The sequence below is a fragment of the Suttonella ornithocola genome, from assembly GCF_001889065.1.
GTDB classification, from domain to species: Bacteria; Pseudomonadota; Gammaproteobacteria; order Cardiobacteriales; family Cardiobacteriaceae; genus Suttonella_A; species Suttonella_A ornithocola.
Genome location: NZ_LWHB01000077.1, coordinates 1 through 20,931 on the forward strand (window position 1 = coordinate 1; position 20,931 = coordinate 20,931).

Sequence of the window (20,931 nt, forward strand, 5' to 3'; positions counted from 1 at the left end):
TAAAAACCACATTCATCAAGATAGACTATCGGTTTGTCTTGAGCGGTCTTATCCACTATTTGTTCTTGAAAGTGCTCTCTTTTCTCTGTGTCGGCTTTTGGATGTTGGTTAATCTTTTTTTATGCGTTATCTTTAGTCGCTTTAGAGCATAACAAATCGCTGATTGCGAGCAATTAAAACGTCTAGCTCTTTCCCATTGGTAATCATCAGGATACTGCTCAATATCCTTAAGCAAGGCTTCATCATCAATCTTTGAGGGCTTACGCTCAGTAAAGCCTTTAGGATGGGGATTTTTAATCCAGCTATAGACGGTGAATTTGCTGATCTTGTAGCGCTTTGCAACAGCGCGCCAAGTTTCTCCATTAGCAATATCGTTAAGAATTTTCTGTCGGAATTGGCGACAGTAGGTCATAGGATATGCTCAGTTTGTTTTTGATAATTCTACTACAAGTTGTTCTTTATATCTGCTTTGGATAGATTGGATTATAAATGATTTGACTATAGTGAGTCATTAAAAGTTAATTGATGGAGGAAAGATGAAAAAAATAGCTTTGATGTTAGCGTTAGCGGTTGCGATGCCTGATGCAGCAGAAATTACGATCGCTTATAACTCTGATCCTGTGTCGTTAGATCCTATGCAGGAACTTTCAGCAGGCAGTATTCAGATTTCAACAATGCTAAAAGCACAATATTTCCCAGAAAGAGATAAATGTGAAGCAGGGATTGCTTTGATGGGCATTTGAAATGGATAGTGCTAAGCGCAATGAATTACTACAAAAAATTGCGCAAATAGAATATGACGATGTACCTGTAGCAATGTTGCATTGGCAGAATTTACATTGGGCGTATCGGAAAACCTTTAAGAATTTTCCTGATATCGTTAACATGAGCAATATCCCGAAATGGGATGAATTAGTTGTAGAAGAATAAAGGGAGACTTATGAAAAAATCGCTCGCCTTATTAGTGGCATTATTTACCGCCCAAGCGATGGCGGATGGCTTTCGTTATTCACCAGACGAAATGTATGAAATCGCTAATCCTAATCGGCTTTCTTGGCGCGTGTTTTACGATAAACCTTCTGAAGGACCAGATGCCGCATGGTTTGATGCTGTCAAACGTGGCGATCTTAATGCCGTGAAAAAAATGGTTGAGGAAGGACAAAATATAGAAGCAAAAGATAACGCTTCTTTAGGACAAACAGCATTAGGTTGGGCAGCTTTTATTGGTTATGAAGATTTAGTGGATTATCTGATTGCTCAGGGCGCGGATTTACATGCCACAGACCGTGGCGATGTTTATAACGTGTTGAAGTCGGCAGTATTAGGGAAAAATACTGAGATTGTTAAGAAAATCTATGCTTTGTTAAAAGATGAAACGGATTTGAATGACCAAACGGTAGAAAGCGATGGAGAAACGTTGCTAATGGTTGCTGCCAGTAATAATCGCTTGGAAACGGTGGAATATTTACTCTCTTTAGGTGCTGATCCGAATTTGGTGACGACAACGAAAAATAAGAGCTTGGGTGCTTATAATCAAAGTGCGCTTTCTTATGCGTGTGTTCGAGATTTGCCAGAGATGCAAGCATTATTGATTAAACATGGGGCGATCAATCATCGAACGGGTAAAGCCAGCTGCCAATAATTCATCATTCTTTATTTCATTGGACTAACGCCATGACTTTGTCATGGCGTTTTTATTTGTATGTTATTTATGAAATTTTTACAAAATAAAAAATATTTTCTTTTTATTAAAAAAATTGAAATTAAAATTAAAAAGCAGTAGGATAAATTAACTAAAAAATTAAATTTTCTAAAAAAGAGGAGCGTATATGGATAGAAATCATACGTCGATAACTATAGATTATATTTCTGGTGAATGTATTCCGATAGCGCATTTAGCGACCGCTCACTATGGCTCTTTTGTTTTAGATTTTATAAGTACAATAGATGGGACGTTAATAGACATTCAAGGTGATAAAGGATATATCACATTAAAAATTTCTCGAGGCGCATTGTTGGGAGAGTTGCGTTTAGGAGAAGATGTTCGCCAGTTAGATGCTGAAGATGCTTTAGGGCTAGATGATGGCAAGTTACATACGATTGGCTTTACAGCTGATGAAACAGGCACGCATTTATTTGTTGATGGCTACGAACAATTTTCTAGCACATTAAGCGTGTGGTTTAAGGAAATTGAAGCAAAAACACTTAGCGTTGACCCCGAGAGTTTGATGCAACCTAAATGGTTAGCCTTTTATGACGCGCCGTTGCCAATTACTGGTATGGTTGCGCTCGCCCGTCCAGCAAAACCTTTTTTAGAGTTTGCAACCGCAGAATTATCTCCAAGAGATGCAAAGCGTTGTTCTGACTTAGAAATAGGCTCATTGCGCGCACGTTTTCGCGCAAGAGGGCTAGGACAAGGCGGCACAATCATCGCTGCGAAAGGTTCGCAAGGAGAATTGGCGTTAACCTTAGAAGCGGGCAATTTATATTATCGCGTTTACCAACAATCAACGCTCATTGCCGAAGTGTCTGCACAAGGACATTGGGACGATGGACACTGGCATGATATGGTATTAAGCAGTGGACGTGGCGCGCTAATCTTATATGTTGACGGTTATCAAGTTGCCTTAGCCGCAGGGGCAGCATTCTTCACAGAATTAGGACAAATTGAGCGGGTAACCGTTGGCATGAGCTTAGAAAAAATCCGCTTATTTGGTGAAGCGCAATCGGCTGCCATTTTTGATGCCATTTTGAGTGACCATCAAGTGAAACGTCTAGCAGGCGTCATGCCTTTACCAACACGCGCATTATTTGATACTGGTTATCAAGGCTCTAGAAGTTATCGTATTCCCTCCCTATTAACCTTGCAGTCAGGCGTGATTTTAGCAGGTGCTGACCAACGGGTAAGTATTGCCAATGACAGCCCGAATGACATCAATTTTGTGATGCGGCGGAGTTTAGATGGCGGACAAACATGGGAAGACGCGCAAACATTAATTCAATACCCAGGTTCAGGCGCATTAGGCGCATCAGTTATTGATTCTGTATTAGTACAAGATAAAAACAGCGGCAGAGTATTGGTCATCATTGACCATTTCCCTGGTGGTGTTGGGCAGCCAAATTGTTGCGCAGGCACAGGTTTTGATGAACAGGGCAGACCGATTTTGATTGACCGTGAGGGACAATCCTACATTTGGTGTAAAAACGGAGAAGTTTTAACTGCTGATGGAGAAAAAACGCCATATCAAGTTGATGGATTAGGCAATGTTAGCGCGAATGGTGATGCACGCGGCAACGTCTATCTTGCATTTGGGGTTGATGCGCAAGAATCTTTATTCACGGTGCGCACTTCTTATCTGCAAATGATTTATAGCGATGATGATGGTGCAACATGGTCTGCGCCAATTGATATTACCTCACAAGTGAAACAACCATGGATGCGTTTCTTAGGCACTTCCCCCGGAAATGGTATTCAGCTTTCTTCAGGGCGAATTTTAGTGCCAATTTATTACAACCACGAAGAAGGGATTACTTTTTCTTGCGCGGTAATGTTTAGTGATGATGGCGGACAAACGTGGCAATTAGGGCAATCGCCAAATGATGACCGTGAACTTTTTGGTGTGCGCATCCATTCTCGTCATTTGAAAGATGATAGAGGTTCACTACATGAATCTGTCTTAGTTGAAGGGCATGATGGTGCGGTTCATGTTTATATGCGTAATCAACATCCTTCTGGTCGTGTGGCACACGCGGTGAGTTATGACGGTGGTGAAACATGGGGAGAAGTCGATTATGTGGCACAACTCACAGAGATTTTTTCACAACCGAATGCGATTAATGTGACTTTTTCTGATGGTAAACAAGCAACCGTGTTTGCCAATGCTTCGCAAATGCTACCTTTCCGCGGCTGCGGTGTATTAAGAATGAGTTTTGATGATGGCAAAACATGGCCACATAACCGCGTCTTTAATCCTCGTCATTATGTTTACCAATGTATGACCCAACTACCCAATGGCAATCTCGCGCTTTTATGGGAAAGAGAAACTCAAGGGCTTTATTTAACCATAATCCCACTTGAATGGCTTACTGCTTCTTGCCAAAGCCTACATTAAAAACTGATTGTTTATAGCAATCTCATTAAAAATAGTAAAAATATAATAAAAATCAGTGTAATAAATCATAGATAGCGTCATAAACTGAAAAAAGATAGGAGAACATCATGAATACCTCGCAGACCGTATGGTATAAACAACTCAGCAAAGAAAAATGGCGTGCCTTTTTCGCGGCGTGGTTAGGCGTACTATTAGATGGCTATGACTTCGTGTTAATTGCTTTTGCATTGCCTGCCATTCGTGAAACCTTCGGATTAACCTTAGTGGAAAGTGCGGCTTTAGTATCAGCAGCATTCGTTTCTCGCTGGTTAGGCGGATTAATGCTAGGCGCAATGGCAGATAAGCTAGGGCGCAAACCGGCGATGATAGCATCCATTTTCCTCTTTGCTGCTGGTTCCATCATCATGGCATTTGCGCCCACTTATTGGGTGTTATTTTTATGCCGCTTAGTGATTGGTTTTGCAATGGCAGGGGAATATTCCTCATCAGCGGTGTATGTCATTGAACTCTGGCCGAAGCACATGCGTAACAAAGCATCAGGATTTTTGCTTTCAGGATTTGCATTTGGTGTTATTCTTGCGGCGCAAGTGGATAAATATCTTGTGACATGGGTAGATAGCTGGCATCCCGGCTGGGGCTGGCGTGCGTTGTTTTTAACCGGCATTATCCCAATTGTGGTCGCTATTTATATGAGACGCGCTTTACCAGAGGCTGAAGATTGGGCAAAACATCAAGCAGAAAAAAAATCTGCTTCGCATGATATGTTAAGCATTTTATTTAGTAGCAAAAAGCGTAACCTTAACTTATTAGGCGTGGTAGGTGCTTCTGTACTACTGCTCTTGATTTTCTCTGAATTAGCGTTGCCTGCTGGTTTAATTGCTGTATTAGCCGTGATAACTGCGGCTATCTTTATCGCCTTTATTTACCAGTTTGACCCTAACCGCTGGGTAATCGGTATTGCCATTATGATTACCATTTTTGCGTCATTTATGTACACTTGGCCAATTCAAGGTTTATTACCTACCTATCTGAAAGGGGTTGGTATGTCGCCGTCAACGGTTGCAAATGTCATTACTTTTGCAGGTCTTGGCAATGCAGCAGGTTATATCATTGCTGGCTTTATGGGTGATTACTTAGGGATGCGCCGTTGGTATGCAATCTCATTGATTATTTCACAAACCTTAGTGTTCCCACTTTTCTTGCAAAACGGTGCTTATGTTGCTTTAGTGGCTATCCTATTATTCTTTAACCAAATGTTCGGACAGGGTATCGCTGGCTTACTGCCTAAATGGGTGTCTAGTTATTTCCCAGTAGAACGCCGTGCGGCAGGCTTAGGTTTTTGTTATAACGTGGGTGCATTAGGTGGTGCTGTTGGACCAGTTTTAGGCGCAGCCATTGCCAAACAATGGTCATTAGGCGGTGCGCTTACGATTCTTTCTGTTGGTTTCGCAGGAATTGTTATTTTATCTATTGGCTTAAATTTACCGCGTAAAATTCAAATGTTGGTTAATCCACAAGCTGCTCGTCCTGAAGATGGTAATGATGAAATTATCAATAGCTAGTAGATTAAGTTTTTTCATTAAAATAAAGAAACAGCCTTAATAAGCAGTTTCTTTTTGGCATATATATGCAGTTAAATTTATTAGATGGTGCATTGATCATAAATTTTATCTTTAGTGTAAAAATCTTTTAGAGAAGATTATAATTTACATTTTTTCTAGGGGATAAGTATGGCAAATCAGGATGTGCGGGTATTGCTACTAGAAGGCGTACATCAAAATGCAGTAGAAAGCTTAAAACGAGAGGGGTTTTCTCAAATTAAAACTTTGTCAACGGCGCTTGAGGGAGAATCGTTACGGCAGGCATTAGCAAAGGCGGATGTGGTGGGGATTCGTTCAAGAACGCATTTGACTAAAGAAGTTTTAGACGCTGCGCCACATTTACGTGCAATAGGGTGTTTTTGTATTGGTACCAATCAAGTGGATTTAGCCGCTGCGCAAAATTTAGGTATTCCAGTTTTTAATGCCCCGTATTCTAATACGCGTTCGGTAGCAGAATTGGTGATTGCCGAAACGATTTCTTTGTTGCGTGGAATGACGGATAAAAGTCATATGGTTCATACAGGTACTTGGCCGAAAAAAGCGAAAGGCGCCTATGAAGCACGCGGAAAGACTTTAGGTATTGTCGGATATGGCAATATTGGTGCGCAATTATCTATTTTGGCAGAAGCTTTAGGAATGCATGTTGTTTATTATGATATTGAAACTAAGCTGCCATTAGGAAATGCAGAACCTGCTTCAAGTTTAGATGAACTATTACAAGTTTCTGATGTTGTTAGCTTACATGTACCTGAGTTGCCTTCAACTAAGCATATGATAGGAAAAAGAGAATTCGCATTGATGAAAGAAGGAGCGATGTTTATCAATGCTGCGCGTGGGCATTGTGTGGTGATTGAGGATTTACATGAGGCTTTGATTAGTCATCACTTGGCAGGGGCGGCGTTAGATGTCTTTCCGGAAGAACCGAAAAGTAATGATGAGGCGTTGGATTGTCCTTTACGCGGTTTGCCTAATGTGATTTTAACCCCGCATATCGGTGGTTCAACGCAGGAAGCGCAAGCCAATATTGGATTGGAGGTTGCTGAAAAAATTGCAAAATTTATTTTGAAGGGGACGACGGTTTCAGCGGTCAATTTCCCTGAGATTTCTTTGCCTACGCAAGCGAATACGCATCGTTTGTTACATATTCATCGCAATCAGCCGGGTGTTTTAGCAGCAGTTATTCGCTTGTTTGCTGAAAATAATATCAATATTTCTGCGCAAGCGTTGATGACTAAAGGAAATATTGGGATGCTGCTTATGGATGTAAACCATGCTGATTCAGATGTGGCGCTTGAGAAAATTCGTCAGGTCGACGGCACAATCCGAACGCGTTTATTGAGCTAATTATGTATCATCAAACAAAAAAGTCTGATTATCAGTATGAATTACCGGAATCGCTTATTGCGCGTTATCCTTTAGCAAAGCGCAGTGATAGTCGATTGTTGGTCGCTACACCTTTTAAAGATAGGGTAGAGATAATAGATAGTGGTGTAGTAAATTTTGCCGAATATTTGCGCGCGGAAGATTTATTGGTGATGAATAATACGCGTGTTCTTCCTGCCCGAATGTATGGCACAAAAGCCAGTGGTGGGAAGATCGAAATTATGGTTGAACGGACGTTAGATGAACATCACGTTCGAGCATATTTGCGCGCGAGTAAATCACCTAAGGTGGGAAGTGAGCTATTTATTCATGATTATGTAGTAACGGTTGCAGAGAAAAAAGACGGTTTGTTTACCTTGAGTAGTTTTATTCCATGGCAAGAGATTATGCAAATCAATGGTGAGATGCCTATTCCGCCATATATGGATAGAAATGCAGAAGCATTAGACAGTGAGCGTTATCAGACAGTCTATGCAAAAACACCAGGAGCGGTAGCAGCGCCAACAGCAGGGTTACATTTTGATGGCGATTTATTAGCGAAGATTGCAGAAAAAGGTATTGCCAGAGCAGAAGTCACTCTTCATGTCGGTGCGGGAACATTTCAGCCTGTTCGTGAGGAAGATTTAAATGCCCATGTGATGCATGAGGAATGGTTGTCTGTGCCAGAGGAGACAGTGGAGGCAGTTAAGCAATGTCGCGCACGGGGTGGAAGAGTCATTGCGATTGGCACGACAAGTCTTCGAGCATTGGAAAGTGCGGCACAAGATGGACAGTTACTCGCGGGTAGCGGCGATACGAATTTGTTTATTTCGCCGGGGTATCGATTTAATGTTGTAGATGCTTTATTTACTAATTTCCATTTGCCGGAATCTACTTTATTGATGTTAGTCAGCGCATTTGCAGGAATGGAAAATATTCGCACCATTTATCGCCATGCAGTAGAAGAGCAGTATCGCTTTTATAGTTATGGAGATGCGATGTTTTTAACGAATCAATTGTCTAATTGATAAAGGCTATTTTTAATTTTCAGAGTAGAAGACGGTAATTTATTTAAAATAGAGATAATATAAAAAATTTAGTATTTATGAGGCTGGTTTGGTTATAATTATGAAAAAGCTTTCATAAAAATGGAGAATACTAAATGTTGATCTTTGAGTTTTTACTCTTATTACTGTTTTTGTATATGGGGAGCCGGTTTGGTGGAATCGGTCTTGGCGTAGTTTCAGGGATTGGACTATTGTTTGAGGTATTTGTCTTGCGAATGCCTCCAACAGCGCCACCTATCAATGTAATGTTGATTATTTTGGCGGTAGTTACCTGTGCGTCTGTGCTAGAAGCCGCAGGTGGATTGAAATATAGTCAAATCAACTAAAAAACAGGACGTTTTATAAACATTACCTTAGTGCTTCTGGCGGTAAATGGTGTTCTGTTTTTTAGCTGATTGCACTATATATGTTGCAAATTGCTGAGCGCATTTTGCGTAAAAATCCTAAAAGAGTCACTATTCTTGGACCTTTAGTGACTTATACAATGACGTTAATGTTGGGGACAGGGCATGCGGTTTATTCTGTGATGCCAATTATTGGTGATGTAGCGCTTAAGAATAATATTCGTCCAGAGCGTCCAATGGCTGCTTCTTCTGTGGCGTCACAATTAGGGATAACCGGTAGTCCGATTTCTGCTGCGGTAGTTTATTATTTAGGGCAGATTGTCAATTTACCCGGTTTTGAGCACATTAAGTTGCTCAATATTGTAGCGGTGACGATTCCAGCGACGCTCTGCGGGGTGATTGCTTTATCACTTTATAGCTTGAAACGCGGTAAAGAGTTGCAAGATGATCCAGAGTATCAACGTCGGCTGCAAGATCCTGTTTGGCGGGAACGAATTTTAAATACGACTAGCACGTCTTTAAATGAAAAATTGCCGAACTCTGCGCGTAATGCGGTTTTACTCTTTATTTTAGCATTAGTTTCTATTGTAGTGGTTGCGGTAACATCAAGTTTTCGAACAGTAAATATAGAGAAAGGTGCTTGGGCGTCTAGTGATACGACTATTTTAACTGATATAGTGCGATCAGCTAAAAAACAAAACATCCTATAGCCCTTATCTAGCCATTCTGGCGGTAGATAACGTTCTGTTTTTTAGCTGATTTGACTATATTGCTGTAGGGCAAACTAGCGTTAATATTCCATTGATTGCGTTAGAGAATGAAAATGTTACCGCAAATGGAGCAAAGGTCAGTATTAAAAAGGGTATGGTAACGATTACTGTTCCAGAGCGCGTGCAGCCTAAGCATACGGCAACGGTAACTTTAACCAAAAAAGGCGAAGCACAAGCAAGTCAAATTACTTTAACACGCAAAGCAGATAAGCCTATTTCGATGACGTTAATTATTCAGATGATGATGTTGGCTTTTGGTGGGGTGATTTTATTAGCGACTAAAACAGATGTGCAAAAAATCCCAAATGGCGTGGTATTTAAATCGGGAATGGTGGCAACAATTGCAATTTTTGGGATTGCTTGGATGAGTGATACATACTTCTCCCACGCAATGCCACAATTTAAAGGCGCGGTCATGGAAATAGTCAAAGATTATCCATGGACGTTTGCATTTGCTTTATTTATTGTATCGGTTGTGGTGAACAGTCAGGCAGCAACGGGCGTGATGCTATTACCTGTGGGTATTGGATTAGGATTACCTGCACCGCTATTAGTTGGCTTAATGCCTGCCACTTATGGTTATTTTTTTATTCTTAATTATCCTTCAGATATCGCAACGATTAACTTCGATGTGACGGGTACCACTAAAATCGGTAAATATTATTTTAATCATAGCTTTATGGCGCCGGGATTGGTAGGTGTGGTTGTTGCCTGTATTGTCGGTGTGATGTTAGGAAAGCTTTTTATTTAAATAAGATAAAAAAGTTATTCATTTAAATATTAAGTATGTTTTAATTATCGCCGGTTGAATAACCGGCGATATTTTTAATTAGGAGGAGTGTGCATGGAAAATCAAGCATTGATTACCAATGATGGCATGGCTTTTGGTGTGATTATGTTGGTCTTAGGACTGATTTTTTATACGTCGTCAAAGCAAAGTGGCTTTTGGGAAAAGTTTTATCGGCATATTCCCGCATTATTATTATGTTATTTTTTACCTGGATTATTAACGACAACCAATGTTGTTAGCGCAGAAAGCGGCGATAAGATTTACTACATTGCCTCGCGTTATCTTTTGCCAGCAAGCTTAGTTCTCTTAACTTTAAGCGTTGATTTAAAGAAGATTATTGGTCTAGGTTGGAAAGCATTAGCGATGTTTTTCACAGCAACAATTGGCATTATGTTGGGCGGACCATTTGCAATTTGGTTATTCCATGTGATTGCGCCAGAGTGGGTCGCTGGAGATATTTGGAAAGGTTTATCAACGTTGGCGGGAAGTTGGATTGGCGGTGGTGCTAATATGGCTTCGATGAAAGAGCTTCATCACGTCAATGATACTTTATTCGGCACGATGGCAGTGGTTGATGTGATTGTGGCGGAGTTTTGGATGATTACTTTGCTATTTTTAGCCAAAAATAGTAAGGGGATTGACCATTGGCTAAAAGCCGATACGCGCGCGGTTGATGATTTGAAGCATACGATTGAGCGCTATCAAAAAGAAAATGCGCGTATTCCTTCGCTGAATGATTTGATGATTATTTTAGCAATTGCTTTCTTTATCGTGGGACTAGGGCATTTAGCAGGGGCGCATCTCGGTGGCTATTTCAAGCAGTTTTCATGGGCGCAAGAATATAGTTTATCGAGTGCTTTTTTATGGTTAGTGGTGGTTGCGACGATTGGCGGTATTGGACTTTCTTTCACACCATTGCGTCATTATGAAAATGCTGGCGCTTCTAAGGTGGGAACGGTCTTTATTTATATTCTTGTTGCCGCGATTGGGATGCATATGGATTTGACTAAAATTCTCAGCCATTGGCATTTGGTTTTGGTGGGTTTGGTATGGGTTTTATTCCATATTGTGTTACTGGTGATTATGGCAAAATTGATTCGTGCACCGCTGTTTTTCTTGGCAGTGGGTTCAAAAGCCAATATCGGTGGAGCTGCTTCGGCGCCCGTTATTGCTGCGGCTTTTCATCCGTCATTAGCACCAGTGGGCGTATTATTAGCCATATTAGGTTATGCTATCGGGACGATTGGCGCTTATCTCACGGGTGAGATGATGCGGCTGATTGTTGGCGGTTAAGTATGGCGGAGGAATTATGTCAGAAAATTTGTCTGAAGAGACGGTGGTAATGAAAACTTCTGAACATTCCTCTGTTGATTTAAAGCGCGACCATTATCATAGCGGTAGTGGCCGCTTTTTTAATCCAGAGCCACAACGCGGGGTGCAGAATGTTTTATCGGCTTTGTGGCAGATGTTGGTTGCGCCAAAGAAAATGCGTCCACCTTGTTTATTGCCTGCGCTCGCACCCGATTGGCAAGCGTTTTATCAAGCGGATGAAGACGGTCTAGTGCGTGTGATTTGGCTAGGACATTCATCGCTGTTGTTGAGAGTAGGAGCGCAGACGTTGCTAATTGACCCTGTTTTTGCAAAAAGTGTTTGCCCTTTGCCGATAATGATGTTTCGCTTTCAGTCGCCGCCACTCGTCCGAGAAAATTTGCCAAAGATTGATACGGTGATAATTAGTCATAATCACTATGACCATTTAGAGCAAGCAACAATCACTTTTTTTCGTCAGACAGAAACGCGCTTTATTGTGCCTTTGGGACTTGAGCGCACGCTTATTCGTTGGGGGATTGCAAAATCGCGTATTTCTGCTCTGGATTGGTGGGAATGTTTGGAAGAAAAATCTATTCGCTATACGGCTTTACCTGCGCGCCATGATTCAGGGCGAGGATTATTTTCCCATGCGCGCAGTTTGTGGATGGGGATGATGATTGAGGATAAACAAAATACTTGCTATTACAGCGGCGATAGTGCTTTTGGAAAACATTTTGCTGAGATTGCACAGCGGTTTCCAAACATTGATTTGGCATTTATTGAGAATGGTCAATATAACGAGCGTTGGCCAGATAATCATTTATTTCCAGAGCAAACGGCAGAAGTGGCAAAGATATTGCGACCTAAGCGATTTATGCCGATTCATTGGGGCGCTTATGCTTTATCAACGCATACTTGGAATGAGCCTATTTGTCGCAGTTATCCTCTAGTAGTTGAAGCGGGAATTATGCCGTTGACCCAAAATTAGCAGAAGTGGTTAGTCCAATGAGTCAGACCAGCTTATGGTGGAAAACAGATAGTTAATCAGAATTTATCATCTATTAAACAATCAAGGAGGTATTTATGAAAAGATAGTCGCTAAGTTTAGCGTGTTTTTTTGCATCAAGCGTATTTGCTGGAAGCTTTATTATCAATACAGATTCAGAATCAACTTTTCGTCCAGTATTTTATTCTGTGCAAGAAAATCTATGCCAGAAATATGGCTGCTCTGAAAAAATCAAAGAAGAACTATCACAAATGATAAATTTTTCAGTTGTCTATTTAGACAGTAATCAAGAATAAATCAATCAAGCGATAAATCATGAAATTAACCAATTCTTAGTCGAGCTATACGATGTAGCAGAGATTACGCCAAATAAAAAGCTGGGTAATCAAGCTGAACCATTAAGCTATGAAGAGTTAGAAGACTATTTATCACCAGTTGCCCGCTATTTTTATCAAGAAGCCTTAGAGAATCCCGAGATGATTCGGCGTGATGCAATAGGATTTAATATTGCAGCAAAATACTTAGGCCATTTTCAAAAGGTAGAATTATTGGCGCTTGAACAAAATGAATATTTAGGTGGTGCGCATGGTATGGGAATTGAAGTTTTCTATAATTTTTACCACGATAAATTACTCACTCTAGAAGATATCTTACTACCAGAACAAAAAGCGACTTTTGAAAAATTGGCGCAAACCGCATTTATGAACAGCGAATATAAAGAAGGATTGTTAGATAATTTTGTCTTAACAGAAAATTTTACCTTCACCGAAAAAGGCATTAAATTATTGTGGCAGCCTTATGAAATTACTTCTTATGCGACAGGAATGCCGACTATTACTCTGCCGTATACTTCATTAGAAGGCGTAGTAAAACCAGAATTTTTAGGCAAATAATGAAAAAATTTTTTAAACGAATATTGCAAACACTGGTAGCTATCGTTGTAATACTTGTCATCACAGCCATTACAACGCATCGGTCTTTGCCAACACAAACGGGGCGGGTAGATTCCTCTGCTCTGACCATTCAGCCAGATAGCTTATTGGTAGCGCATTTATTGCCACAAATCCAATCTCATCCAAAAATGAGCGGAATTTATCCGCTACGAGCAGGGAAAGATGCCTTTCTAGCACGAATGGCATTAGTAGAAAGTGCGCAATATGCGCTAGATGTTCAATACTATATTTGGCATAACGATATTTCAGGCAATTTACTGATGCAAGCATTGTATCGCGCAGCAGGACGAGGAGTGCGTGTCCGATTGTTATTAGACGATAATAATACTGCTGGAATGGATGAAGCGTTGGCGGCATTAAATACGCATCCTAATGTAGAAATTCGTTTATTTAATCCCTTTATGCAGCGTCAATTCCGCCCATTAGGCTATTTAAGCGATTTTTTTCGCCTTAATCGTCGGATGCATAATAAATCCTTAACCGCCGATGGTATCACAACGATTATTGGTGGGCGCAACATTGGTGATGAATATTTTGAAGCGGGCACCGGTGTGATGTTCGCTGATTTAGATATTTTAGCTGTTGGACAAGCAGCAGATGATGTAGAACAAGATTTTGACCGCTATTGGGCAAGCCAATCCGCTTATCCGTTAGAAAAAATCATTCCGCAAACCTCAAAGCCCTTTGATAGTCAGCCAGCAAAAGATAGGCAAACCCAAGATTATTTACAATCATTGGCGCAATCCTCATTTGCAGAGGCGCTGCGCATGGGGAATTTACCTTTGGAGTGGGTAAAAACAACTTTAATTAGCGATGATCCCGCCAAAGGTTTAGGAAAAGTGGCGATTAAAGATACCGTTGCCGCAACAATTTTTCCTGAAATGGCAAAGGCAGAGAAAACATTAGTTATTGTTTCCCCGTATTTTGTGCCAGCAAAGCAAGGAACAGATTTTTTTAGCAGAATTGCGCAAACAGGGAAATCTTTAACCATTCTAACTAACTCTCTCGCTGCCACAGATGTAGCAGCCGTTCATGCTGGATATGCCAAATATCGTAAAGATTTACTTAGCGCTGGTGCAAAACTCTATGAATTAAAACCCGATGCGACAGTTCATACTAATCAACATGGTTTACTAAAAGGCAGTTTAGGCGCAAGTTTACATGCCAAAACGTTCGCCGTTGATGATAAAACACTGTTTGTAGGCTCTTTTAATATGGACCCTCGCTCAGCAGCCTTAAATACAGAAATGGGATTTTTAATTGATAGCCCAAATCTGGCTACAGAGCTTACCCAAAGCATTCAGAATAATATCAATCCCTATGCTTATCAGGTATTGCAAGATAAAAAAGGAAATTTATATTGGCAAACCCAAGAGCAAGCGCAGACGCTAGATTATCACAATGAACCTAATAGCGGATGGTTTAAGCGATTAGCGGTTAAGGTATGTTCTTGGCTACCTATTGAATGGTTGCTATGAGATAAAATATTGGGTAGTGGTTTGAAAAGTATGCTAACAATATATTGAAATTTATATATTTTATTGTTGCTAAAATTATTGATCCATGCTCTAGCATGCTTTTCAAGCCACTATCCAATATTTGAGTTATTGATATGGAACTTTATACTTAATCTGATATCACTTATTTCTTAGTTATTGACTATCAGCTTAATCTTGTCTGATCCATGATGGATAGCTAGATATTTTGAAGTATATTCGCAAAATTATAGCTATAGCTAAATGTCTCTAACTCGCATACAGCGTTAGCGCGTTTTGCCGTACTGAGGTTAGCTGTCTGTGGCTCGTTGATTTGTATGCAATCTGAACTCATTCAGCTATATATAGCCAACTTCCCAAAAAATGCGTACAACGCTAATTCAATATCCATCTTGAAAACAGCATCCTATCTCCAAGTACGGTATGCATTTTTTAGAGAGCCTTACTATAGTAAAAGACTACTAGAATAGTTGGTAGTGGTTTAAAAAGTATGCTGGAATATTATCAAATAATCCAATGACAGTTAAATATTTTAAATATCAATATATTAAAAGAAGTATTTTTTGTAAGAGTATGTTTAGCATACTTTTCAAACTACTACCGAATAGTTATATAGTGAAAGGCTACTAAAATAGTTACAGTGTTAAGATAAATAAAGTAAGTACACATACTTTACTGGAATAATCATCTAATTTCTGTAACTCTTTTATTAGCCTTTGTCTATATATAAATCCTATTAAAATATATGACTCTAGACTATCAGGAATAACCTGTTAGTTTAGAGCCCTCTTTTTTGTGAAGAATTAACTATGGTTGAGGCTGGCTCAAGAGGATAGTCAACTTGCTAGCATACAGTAGGGGTTTTAGCTGTATTTCTTGAAATACTATTAGACTTAGTTATATTGATTGGCTATTAAATTTTACATTGAAAGTTTAATGGTTTCAGGTGTGTATCCGCGTGCTTGGTAGGCTTTGTAGCGTGCGCGCGTTGCAGATAATACATCATTGGTATTCTGCACGATTTCAATGACTCTTTGGCAGTTTTGCGGAATATCGGCTTGGGTATCTAAGCTAAGATTGATAAAGGTATCTGCATGGGTTACTCGTTCTGGTGCAGTGGTAATAAGGATAGGCGCATCATTACTATGCTTACTATCGTGACTCAGCGTATGAGGTAAGAAGCTGGTAAGCGGATATTGCCATAGCCTTTCATCAACTAGCGTTGCTAATGTATGGTTCTCACAATGAATAATCAGATTTTTTTCGCCACCGTTGAGTGCTTTTTCACATAATTTACAAAGAATTTGTAGGCGCCTTTCGATATCGGCGCCTAAGGGTAAGACGTAAAATCGGATAATTGGCATTATTCGCTAAGTTCTTCTAAAGCGGATAAATAGTTATCTCGCAAGGCAAGGGTAACTTTTCCGGCTTTGCCATCACCGATTATATGATTATCAATACTCAATACTGGTGTTGCCCAGTTGGCTGCAGAAGTAATGAAGGCTTCATTTGCTAAAATCGCTTCGCGTGGCGTAAAGGCTTTTTCGACGAGACGAAGTCCTAACTGATTGATGATTTTGATCATCGCTTGGCGAGTGATGCCATTTAATATTTCATGATTAGCAGGGCGAGTGAATACGCTATCGCCTTTGACAATATAAGCATTATTTGCTGTTCCTTCAGTGATATAGCCGTGTTCATCCACCATCCAAGCATCATCATAGCCATTATGATGAGCGATAGAGCGACAAAGCGATTGAGCGAGTAATTGAGTGGTTTTGATATCTCTGCGTTGCCAACGAATATCAGGCAATGTTTGTATTTTTAAGCCGGGCTCATTTTGTGCGGCAAGAGGGTCGTGGAAGATGGGAAACATGATCAATGTTGGGCGCATATTGGTGTCGATTAAAAAATCTCTTACGCCAGTTCCCCGCGTTACTTGCAAATAAATTTCTCCATTAGTGATATGGTTTTTCTCAATAATTTGGCGTTGAATATTGCTTAGCTCAGAAAAGCTCCAAGGCATTGGCATATTGAGCTCGCCTAAAGAGCGTTCCAGTCTTTTTAAGTGAGCGGAGTTATCGATGAGTTTTCCTTTAACAACAGCGCTGACTTCATAAACAGAATCCGCCATTAGAAATCCGCGATCATAGATAGAAACGCTGGCTTCTTTTGCAGGTAAAAATTCGCCATTGACATAAACAATATGTGTATTCATAAGTCCTCCTTTTCAGCTTTCATCATACCGTAGTTCTGCAAGTAATGGAGCGTTCATTTTTAGATTTTTTGCACTAATTTAGTGCAAATATTCAGTTAAAAGGAAGAGGCTTTTTTCTTTAATTTTATGTTTTCAATATGGTTTTATATTTTTTATTAAGTTGGCATGATTCGTGAAGAAGATAGATGAAGTTAACAAGAGGAGCCGATTATGCAATTAGTTACCGCCATTATTAAACCTTTTAAATTAGATGAGGTAAGAGAAGCTTTATCTGAAATTGGGGTTTCAGGAATGACCATTAGCGAAGTAAAAGGGTTTGGACGACAAAAAGGTCATACAGAGCTTTATCGAGGCGCGGAATATATTGTGGATTTTCTGCCTAAGATAAAAATAGAGATTGCCGCTAATGATGAAGATGTGGATTCTATTGTTCAAGCAATTATTTCAGCGACTAATACGAATAAAGTTGGAGATGGCAAGATTTTTCTAACACCTTTAACTCAGGTTGTACGCATTCGTACAGGCGAGCTAGATGATGCAGCTTTATAAAATGAGGAGATTATGATGCAAACAGATATATTATCTTTGAATTACGCTTTAAATACCTTTTATTTATTGGTTTCTGCTGCTTTAGTGTTGTGGATGGCAGCAGGATTTGCAATGTTGGAAAGTGGCCTGGTTCGTTCAAAAAATACGACCGAGATTTTAATTAAAAATATCGGATTATTTTGTATTGCCTGCTTAATGTATTATTTATCAGGCTATGCCATGATGTATCCCGGTGAACAGTATGCTGGTGGGGTTTTCCCCGGCTGGCATTTTTTAGTGAGCATGGATGATTATACAGTGGCTGATTTAGCGACCGAAAATATGGCAGGGGATTATTCTCGTTTAGCAGATTTCTTTTTTCAAGTTTGCTTTGTCGCTACAGCAATGTCGGTTGTTTCTGGCGCGATTGCTGAGCGAATGAAGTTGTGGGCATTTTTTATATTTGCCATTGTTATGTGTGGAATCATTTATCCTATTCAAGGTTTTTGGAAATGGGGCGGTGGTTTTTTAGATGCTATTGGATTCGTAGATTTTGCAGGCTCTGGTATTGTGCATTTATGTGGTGCGAGTGCGGCATTAGCAGGAGTGTTAGTGCTTGGACCAAGAATGGGAAAATATGGAAAACATGGTCAAATTCATGCCATTCCCGGTGCAAATATGCCCTTAGTCGCCCTTGGAACAATGATTTTATGGCTAGGTTGGTTAGGATTTAATAGCGGTTCTCAATTAAAAATTTCTGATGTTGAAAATGCAAATGCTGTTGCGCGTATATTTGCGAATACAACGCTTGCAGCGACAGCAGGAGGAATTTTGGCAATGATTACCGCACAGTTTATTTTTAAGAAAATGGATTTAACCATGCTTTGTAATGGCGTTTTGGCTGGACTGGTTGCGATTACTGCTGCGCCTGATTCTCCTACTTTGATGCAAGCAATTTTTATTGGAGGGGTTGCATGGGGATTGGTAGTCTTGTCTGTATTAATGATTGACCGCTTTCGCTTAGATGATCCAGTTGGTGCAATATCTGTTCATGGTGTCTGTGGTATTTGGGGATTGTTAGCGGTTTGTCTCAGTCAAGAAAATGTTTTCGTAGCACAGTTAACGGGAATTGCGGCAATTATAGGATTTGTATTTATCACGAGCTTAATGGTTTGGTTTTTGCTGAAGTTAACAATAGGTATTCGGGTAGATGCTCAGATTGAATATGAAGGAATGGATTTACATGAGTGCGGTATGTCAGCGTATCCTGAGTTCGTAGGTGCGAAATAAAGGTGATTTGAATCTGGTAGAAATAAGCAAAGATATCTTTGCTTATTTCTTTTAATTTATTGTATGACTGAATATTTCTATATTTGAAGAAAAGTTATTCCTATATCCTAGAATGATAAGAATGTGAGCATATAATTGTTTACTTAGAGATATTGGTTTATAAGCTTCATCGTAGAATTTTATCAACTAAAGAAAGAGCGTTTAAAATTATTGTTCATCTAATTGATAAAATTGGTTGGTGATGGCTTTTGCGCTGCGATGCACATCTCCAACATCTTTTTGGGCTTGTTCAATATGTTTAGCAAGATTGTCCATTCTTCCCTGAAATTGTTGGAATTCTTTTTTAAGATGATAGAGTTGTTCGCGTAGAAGGTGCGCTTGTTTTCGTGTTGCATCATCTTTTATCACGGTTTTAGCTGTTGTTAGGATGGCAACCAATGTTGTAGGAGAAGTTAGCCAAACGTTTCGATGGTGCGCGTATTCAATAATTTCTCCAAAGTTTGCGTGTAGTTCCGCAAATATTGCTTCGGCAGGAATAAACATAATGGCTCCTGCCGCTGTTTCTGGTGGGAGAATGTATTTTTCTGCGATATCATTGATATGGTGTCGGATATCTTTGGCGAATTGTTGAGCGGCGGCAGAATTTCTTGTGCCATTAACATAGAGTTTTCGATAGCTTTCTAAGGGAAATTTAGAATCAATTGCTAGTTGTCCAGTGGGTTCAGGCAGTTTTAATAAACAGTCTGGTCTAAGTCCGTTACTAAGTGTTGATTGATATTGCACATATTGTGCGGGAAGAATATTGTCAATTAGCGTTTTTAGTTGACTTTCGCCAAATGCACCACGACTTCTTTTATCAATTAAGATTTCTTTTAGCCCGGTAACATCATTGGCCAGTGAATCTAAACGTTTCTGTGCTTCGTCTATTTTAGAAAGTCGAGAAATGATATCTTTTAGGGTGCTGTTTTGGTGTGTGGTATTTTGTGATAAATATTGTTGAATGCTTTCGGTAATGTTTATTAGTCTTTTTTCAGTTAAAGCAGTAAGTTGAGAGATTTCTCGATGTAGATGTGTGTTTTGATGAACTAATTGTTCATTAATTTCTTTGCGTAAAACGCTGTCGCCATAATCTTGTCGCATAATCAATGTTTGCTGCTGACGATTGAGTTCATTTCTGGTAAATTCCTGAAGCTTTTCAAATTGTCTTTGCTGGTGGGCTGCAAATTGTTTCATCAATTTGTATTGACGTTGTGATTGTTGGCGATTGAGAATTAAAAAGGCGATAAAGATGATTGGTATCAATAAATAAATTAAAGATTCGAGCATAAGTAAGTAGCGTTGATGAGGCATTTGGGTAGCTATTAGTCAAATCAGTTTAAAACAAAACATTCTATAAATTTGTCTATTCTAGCGATAAATGATGCTCTGTTTTTTTAGCTGGTTGCACTATATCTGGTAATACTAAATACATTTATATTTTATAAGGATTTTAGATGAGTGTGAGAAAAAAGATGAGATATTTGCAAGTAGCGTCGGGCAAAAAACTATTATTATTTAATAAGCCTTATGATGTGCTATGTCAATTTTCAGATGAACAAGGTCGTCAAACGTTAAAAGATTTTATTCCTATTACTAAGGTGTATCCAGCAGGGAGATTGGATAGAGATAGTGAGGGTTTGGTTGTTTTAACAGATGATGGACGATTGCAAGCTAGTATCACAGAACCTAGATTTAAATTGCCTAAAACGTATTGGGTACAGGTAGAAGGGATCATAGATGAGCGCGCAATTACTCAATTAACAAAGGGGGTGATATTAAAAGATGGTTTAACCTTGCCTGCACAAGCAAAAATAATAGAAGAGCCGAAGGGGTTATGGCGACGAAATCCGCCTGTTAGATTTCGAAAGTTGGTTCCAACTAGTTGGTTGTGTTTGACGATTTGTGAAGGTCGTAATCGACAGATTCGGCGGATGACAGCAGCTGTGGGTTTTCCAACGTTAAGATTAATTCGCATACAGGTTGGCAGTTGGCAATTAGGTGAATTATCATTAGGAGCTTATAAACTGCTATCGTAAGAGGAGAG

18 protein-coding genes and 2 pseudogenes are annotated in these 20,931 nt (G+C 39.7%); 16 read left to right on the forward strand and 4 right to left on the reverse strand.

Annotation, left to right across the window (positions count from 1 at the left end; genetic code table 11):
• Positions 1 to 55: 55 nt before the first annotated feature.
• Positions 56 to 412 (reverse strand): IS630 transposase-related protein, encoded by a 357-nt coding sequence (locus tag A5N85_RS06310; protein WP_072576124.1) that lies wholly within the window; start codon positions 410 to 412, stop codon positions 56 to 58.
• 124 nt (positions 413 to 536) lie between these two features.
• On the opposite strand from A5N85_RS06310, the gene A5N85_RS06315 reads away from it, so the two are divergent.
• From A5N85_RS06315 to A5N85_RS06375, 13 genes and pseudogenes are all read left to right on the forward strand, one after another.
• On the forward strand, positions 537 to 743 hold the full coding sequence (locus tag A5N85_RS06315) for a hypothetical protein (protein WP_072576477.1): 207 nt from the start codon (positions 537 to 539) through the stop codon (positions 741 to 743).
• Position 744: 1 nt separating this feature from the next.
• Positions 745 to 930: a hypothetical protein gene (locus A5N85_RS06320; protein ID WP_072576478.1), complete on the forward strand. Its 186-nt coding sequence runs from the start codon at positions 745 to 747 to the stop codon at positions 928 to 930.
• Between the two features lie 10 nt (positions 931 to 940).
• A complete protein-coding gene (locus A5N85_RS06325) occupies positions 941 to 1,642 on the forward strand; it encodes an ankyrin repeat domain-containing protein (RefSeq protein ID WP_072576479.1) in 702 nt (233 codons plus the stop codon).
• A gap of 187 nt (positions 1,643 to 1,829) precedes the next feature.
• Positions 1,830 to 4,112 carry a sialidase family protein gene (locus A5N85_RS06330; protein WP_072576480.1) on the forward strand — a complete coding sequence of 761 codons (2,283 nt, stop codon included), beginning with the start codon at positions 1,830 to 1,832 and terminating at the stop codon, positions 4,110 to 4,112.
• Positions 4,113 to 4,219: 107 nt separating this feature from the next.
• A complete protein-coding gene (locus A5N85_RS06335; protein WP_072576481.1) occupies positions 4,220 to 5,674 on the forward strand; it encodes an MFS transporter in 1,455 nt (484 codons plus the stop codon).
• 168 nt (positions 5,675 to 5,842) lie between these two features.
• Positions 5,843 to 7,057, forward strand: coding sequence for a phosphoglycerate dehydrogenase (gene serA, locus A5N85_RS06340; protein WP_072576482.1), 1,215 nt, complete (start codon positions 5,843 to 5,845; stop codon positions 7,055 to 7,057).
• A gap of 2 nt (positions 7,058 to 7,059) precedes the next feature.
• On the forward strand, positions 7,060 to 8,103 hold the full coding sequence (gene queA, locus A5N85_RS06345) for a tRNA preQ1(34) S-adenosylmethionine ribosyltransferase-isomerase QueA (RefSeq protein ID WP_072576483.1): 1,044 nt from the start codon (positions 7,060 to 7,062) through the stop codon (positions 8,101 to 8,103).
• 134 nt (positions 8,104 to 8,237) lie between these two features.
• Positions 8,238 to 9,112, forward strand: a pseudogene (locus A5N85_RS17230) (anaerobic C4-dicarboxylate transporter family protein); the annotation flags it as partial.
• Between the two features lie 346 nt (positions 9,113 to 9,458).
• Positions 9,459 to 10,007 (forward strand): annotated as a pseudogene (locus A5N85_RS17235) (anaerobic C4-dicarboxylate transporter family protein); the annotation flags it as partial.
• A gap of 93 nt (positions 10,008 to 10,100) precedes the next feature.
• Complete coding sequence (locus A5N85_RS06360; protein ID WP_072576484.1) at positions 10,101 to 11,339, forward strand: DUF819 family protein; 1,239 nt, start codon at positions 10,101 to 10,103, stop codon at positions 11,337 to 11,339.
• A 16-nt stretch (positions 11,340 to 11,355) separates the two neighbouring features.
• Positions 11,356 to 12,345 (forward strand): MBL fold metallo-hydrolase, encoded by a 990-nt coding sequence (locus A5N85_RS06365; RefSeq protein WP_115306142.1) that lies wholly within the window; start codon positions 11,356 to 11,358, stop codon positions 12,343 to 12,345.
• A gap of 494 nt (positions 12,346 to 12,839) precedes the next feature.
• A complete protein-coding gene (locus A5N85_RS06370) occupies positions 12,840 to 13,256 on the forward strand; it encodes an RsiV family protein (RefSeq protein ID WP_072576485.1) in 417 nt (138 codons plus the stop codon).
• Positions 13,253 to 14,794, forward strand: coding sequence for a phospholipase D family protein (locus tag A5N85_RS06375; protein ID WP_425451189.1), 1,542 nt, complete (start codon positions 13,253 to 13,255; stop codon positions 14,792 to 14,794). The genes A5N85_RS06370 and A5N85_RS06375 overlap by 4 nt, the downstream gene beginning before the upstream one ends.
• A 938-nt stretch (positions 14,795 to 15,732) precedes the next feature.
• Here the strand turns inward: A5N85_RS06375 and A5N85_RS06380 are convergent.
• Complete coding sequence (locus A5N85_RS06380; RefSeq protein WP_072576487.1) at positions 15,733 to 16,176, reverse strand: DNA polymerase III subunit chi; 444 nt, start codon at positions 16,174 to 16,176, stop codon at positions 15,733 to 15,735.
• Positions 16,176 to 17,030, reverse strand: a complete 855-nt coding sequence (locus A5N85_RS06385; protein ID WP_072576488.1) for a D-amino-acid transaminase — start codon at positions 17,028 to 17,030, stop codon at positions 16,176 to 16,178. Before A5N85_RS06385 ends, A5N85_RS06380 begins: the two co-directional genes overlap by 1 nt.
• A 210-nt stretch (positions 17,031 to 17,240) precedes the next feature.
• Between A5N85_RS06385 and A5N85_RS06390 the strand changes: the two genes are divergently transcribed.
• Together A5N85_RS06390 and A5N85_RS06395 are read left to right on the forward strand one after the other, a co-directional pair.
• Positions 17,241 to 17,579 carry a P-II family nitrogen regulator gene (locus tag A5N85_RS06390; protein ID WP_072576489.1) on the forward strand — a complete coding sequence of 113 codons (339 nt, stop codon included), beginning with the start codon at positions 17,241 to 17,243 and terminating at the stop codon, positions 17,577 to 17,579.
• Between the two features lie 15 nt (positions 17,580 to 17,594).
• Positions 17,595 to 18,848, forward strand: a complete 1,254-nt coding sequence (locus A5N85_RS06395) for an ammonium transporter (RefSeq protein WP_072576490.1) — start codon at positions 17,595 to 17,597, stop codon at positions 18,846 to 18,848.
• A gap of 207 nt (positions 18,849 to 19,055) precedes the next feature.
• Here the strand turns inward: A5N85_RS06395 and A5N85_RS06400 are convergent, their stop codons facing one another.
• A complete protein-coding gene (locus A5N85_RS06400) occupies positions 19,056 to 20,198 on the reverse strand; it encodes a DNA recombination protein RmuC (protein WP_072576491.1) in 1,143 nt (380 codons plus the stop codon).
• A gap of 143 nt (positions 20,199 to 20,341) precedes the next feature.
• On the opposite strand from A5N85_RS06400, the gene A5N85_RS06405 reads away from it, so the two are divergent.
• Positions 20,342 to 20,923 carry an rRNA large subunit pseudouridine synthase E gene (locus tag A5N85_RS06405; RefSeq protein ID WP_245936034.1) on the forward strand — a complete coding sequence of 194 codons (582 nt, stop codon included), beginning with the start codon at positions 20,342 to 20,344 and terminating at the stop codon, positions 20,921 to 20,923.
• The last annotated feature ends 8 nt before the right edge of the window (positions 20,924 to 20,931 follow it).

Excerpts from the sequence above, each read along its gene's own strand:
- A5N85_RS06400 (WP_072576491.1), bottom strand. The coding sequence starts at position 20,198 with ATGCCTCATCAACGCTACTTACTTATGCTCGAATCTTTAATTTATTTA.
- A5N85_RS06360 (WP_072576484.1), top strand. The coding sequence starts at position 10,101 with ATGGAAAATCAAGCATTGATTACCAATGATGGCATGGCTTTTGGTGTG.
- A5N85_RS06370 (WP_072576485.1), top strand. The coding sequence starts at position 12,840 with ATGATTCGGCGTGATGCAATAGGATTTAATATTGCAGCAAAATACTTA.
- A5N85_RS06335 (WP_072576481.1), top strand. The coding sequence starts at position 4,220 with ATGAATACCTCGCAGACCGTATGGTATAAACAACTCAGCAAAGAAAAA.
- A5N85_RS06395 (WP_072576490.1), top strand. The coding sequence starts at position 17,595 with ATGCAAACAGATATATTATCTTTGAATTACGCTTTAAATACCTTTTAT.
- queA (WP_072576483.1), top strand. The coding sequence starts at position 7,060 with ATGTATCATCAAACAAAAAAGTCTGATTATCAGTATGAATTACCGGAA.
- A5N85_RS06325 (WP_072576479.1), top strand. The coding sequence starts at position 941 with ATGAAAAAATCGCTCGCCTTATTAGTGGCATTATTTACCGCCCAAGCG.
- A5N85_RS06315 (WP_072576477.1), top strand. The coding sequence starts at position 537 with ATGAAAAAAATAGCTTTGATGTTAGCGTTAGCGGTTGCGATGCCTGAT.
- A5N85_RS06390 (WP_072576489.1), top strand. The coding sequence starts at position 17,241 with ATGCAATTAGTTACCGCCATTATTAAACCTTTTAAATTAGATGAGGTA.
- A5N85_RS06320 (WP_072576478.1), top strand. The coding sequence starts at position 745 with ATGGATAGTGCTAAGCGCAATGAATTACTACAAAAAATTGCGCAAATA.
- serA (WP_072576482.1), top strand. The coding sequence starts at position 5,843 with ATGGCAAATCAGGATGTGCGGGTATTGCTACTAGAAGGCGTACATCAA.
- A5N85_RS06405 (WP_245936034.1), top strand. The coding sequence starts at position 20,342 with ATGAGTGTGAGAAAAAAGATGAGATATTTGCAAGTAGCGTCGGGCAAA.
- A5N85_RS06310 (WP_072576124.1), bottom strand. The coding sequence starts at position 412 with ATGACCTACTGTCGCCAATTCCGACAGAAAATTCTTAACGATATTGCT.
- A5N85_RS06385 (WP_072576488.1), bottom strand. The coding sequence starts at position 17,030 with ATGAATACACATATTGTTTATGTCAATGGCGAATTTTTACCTGCAAAA.
- A5N85_RS06330 (WP_072576480.1), top strand. The coding sequence starts at position 1,830 with ATGGATAGAAATCATACGTCGATAACTATAGATTATATTTCTGGTGAA.
- A5N85_RS06380 (WP_072576487.1), bottom strand. The coding sequence starts at position 16,176 with ATGCCAATTATCCGATTTTACGTCTTACCCTTAGGCGCCGATATCGAA.
- A5N85_RS06365 (WP_115306142.1), top strand. The coding sequence starts at position 11,356 with ATGTCAGAAAATTTGTCTGAAGAGACGGTGGTAATGAAAACTTCTGAA.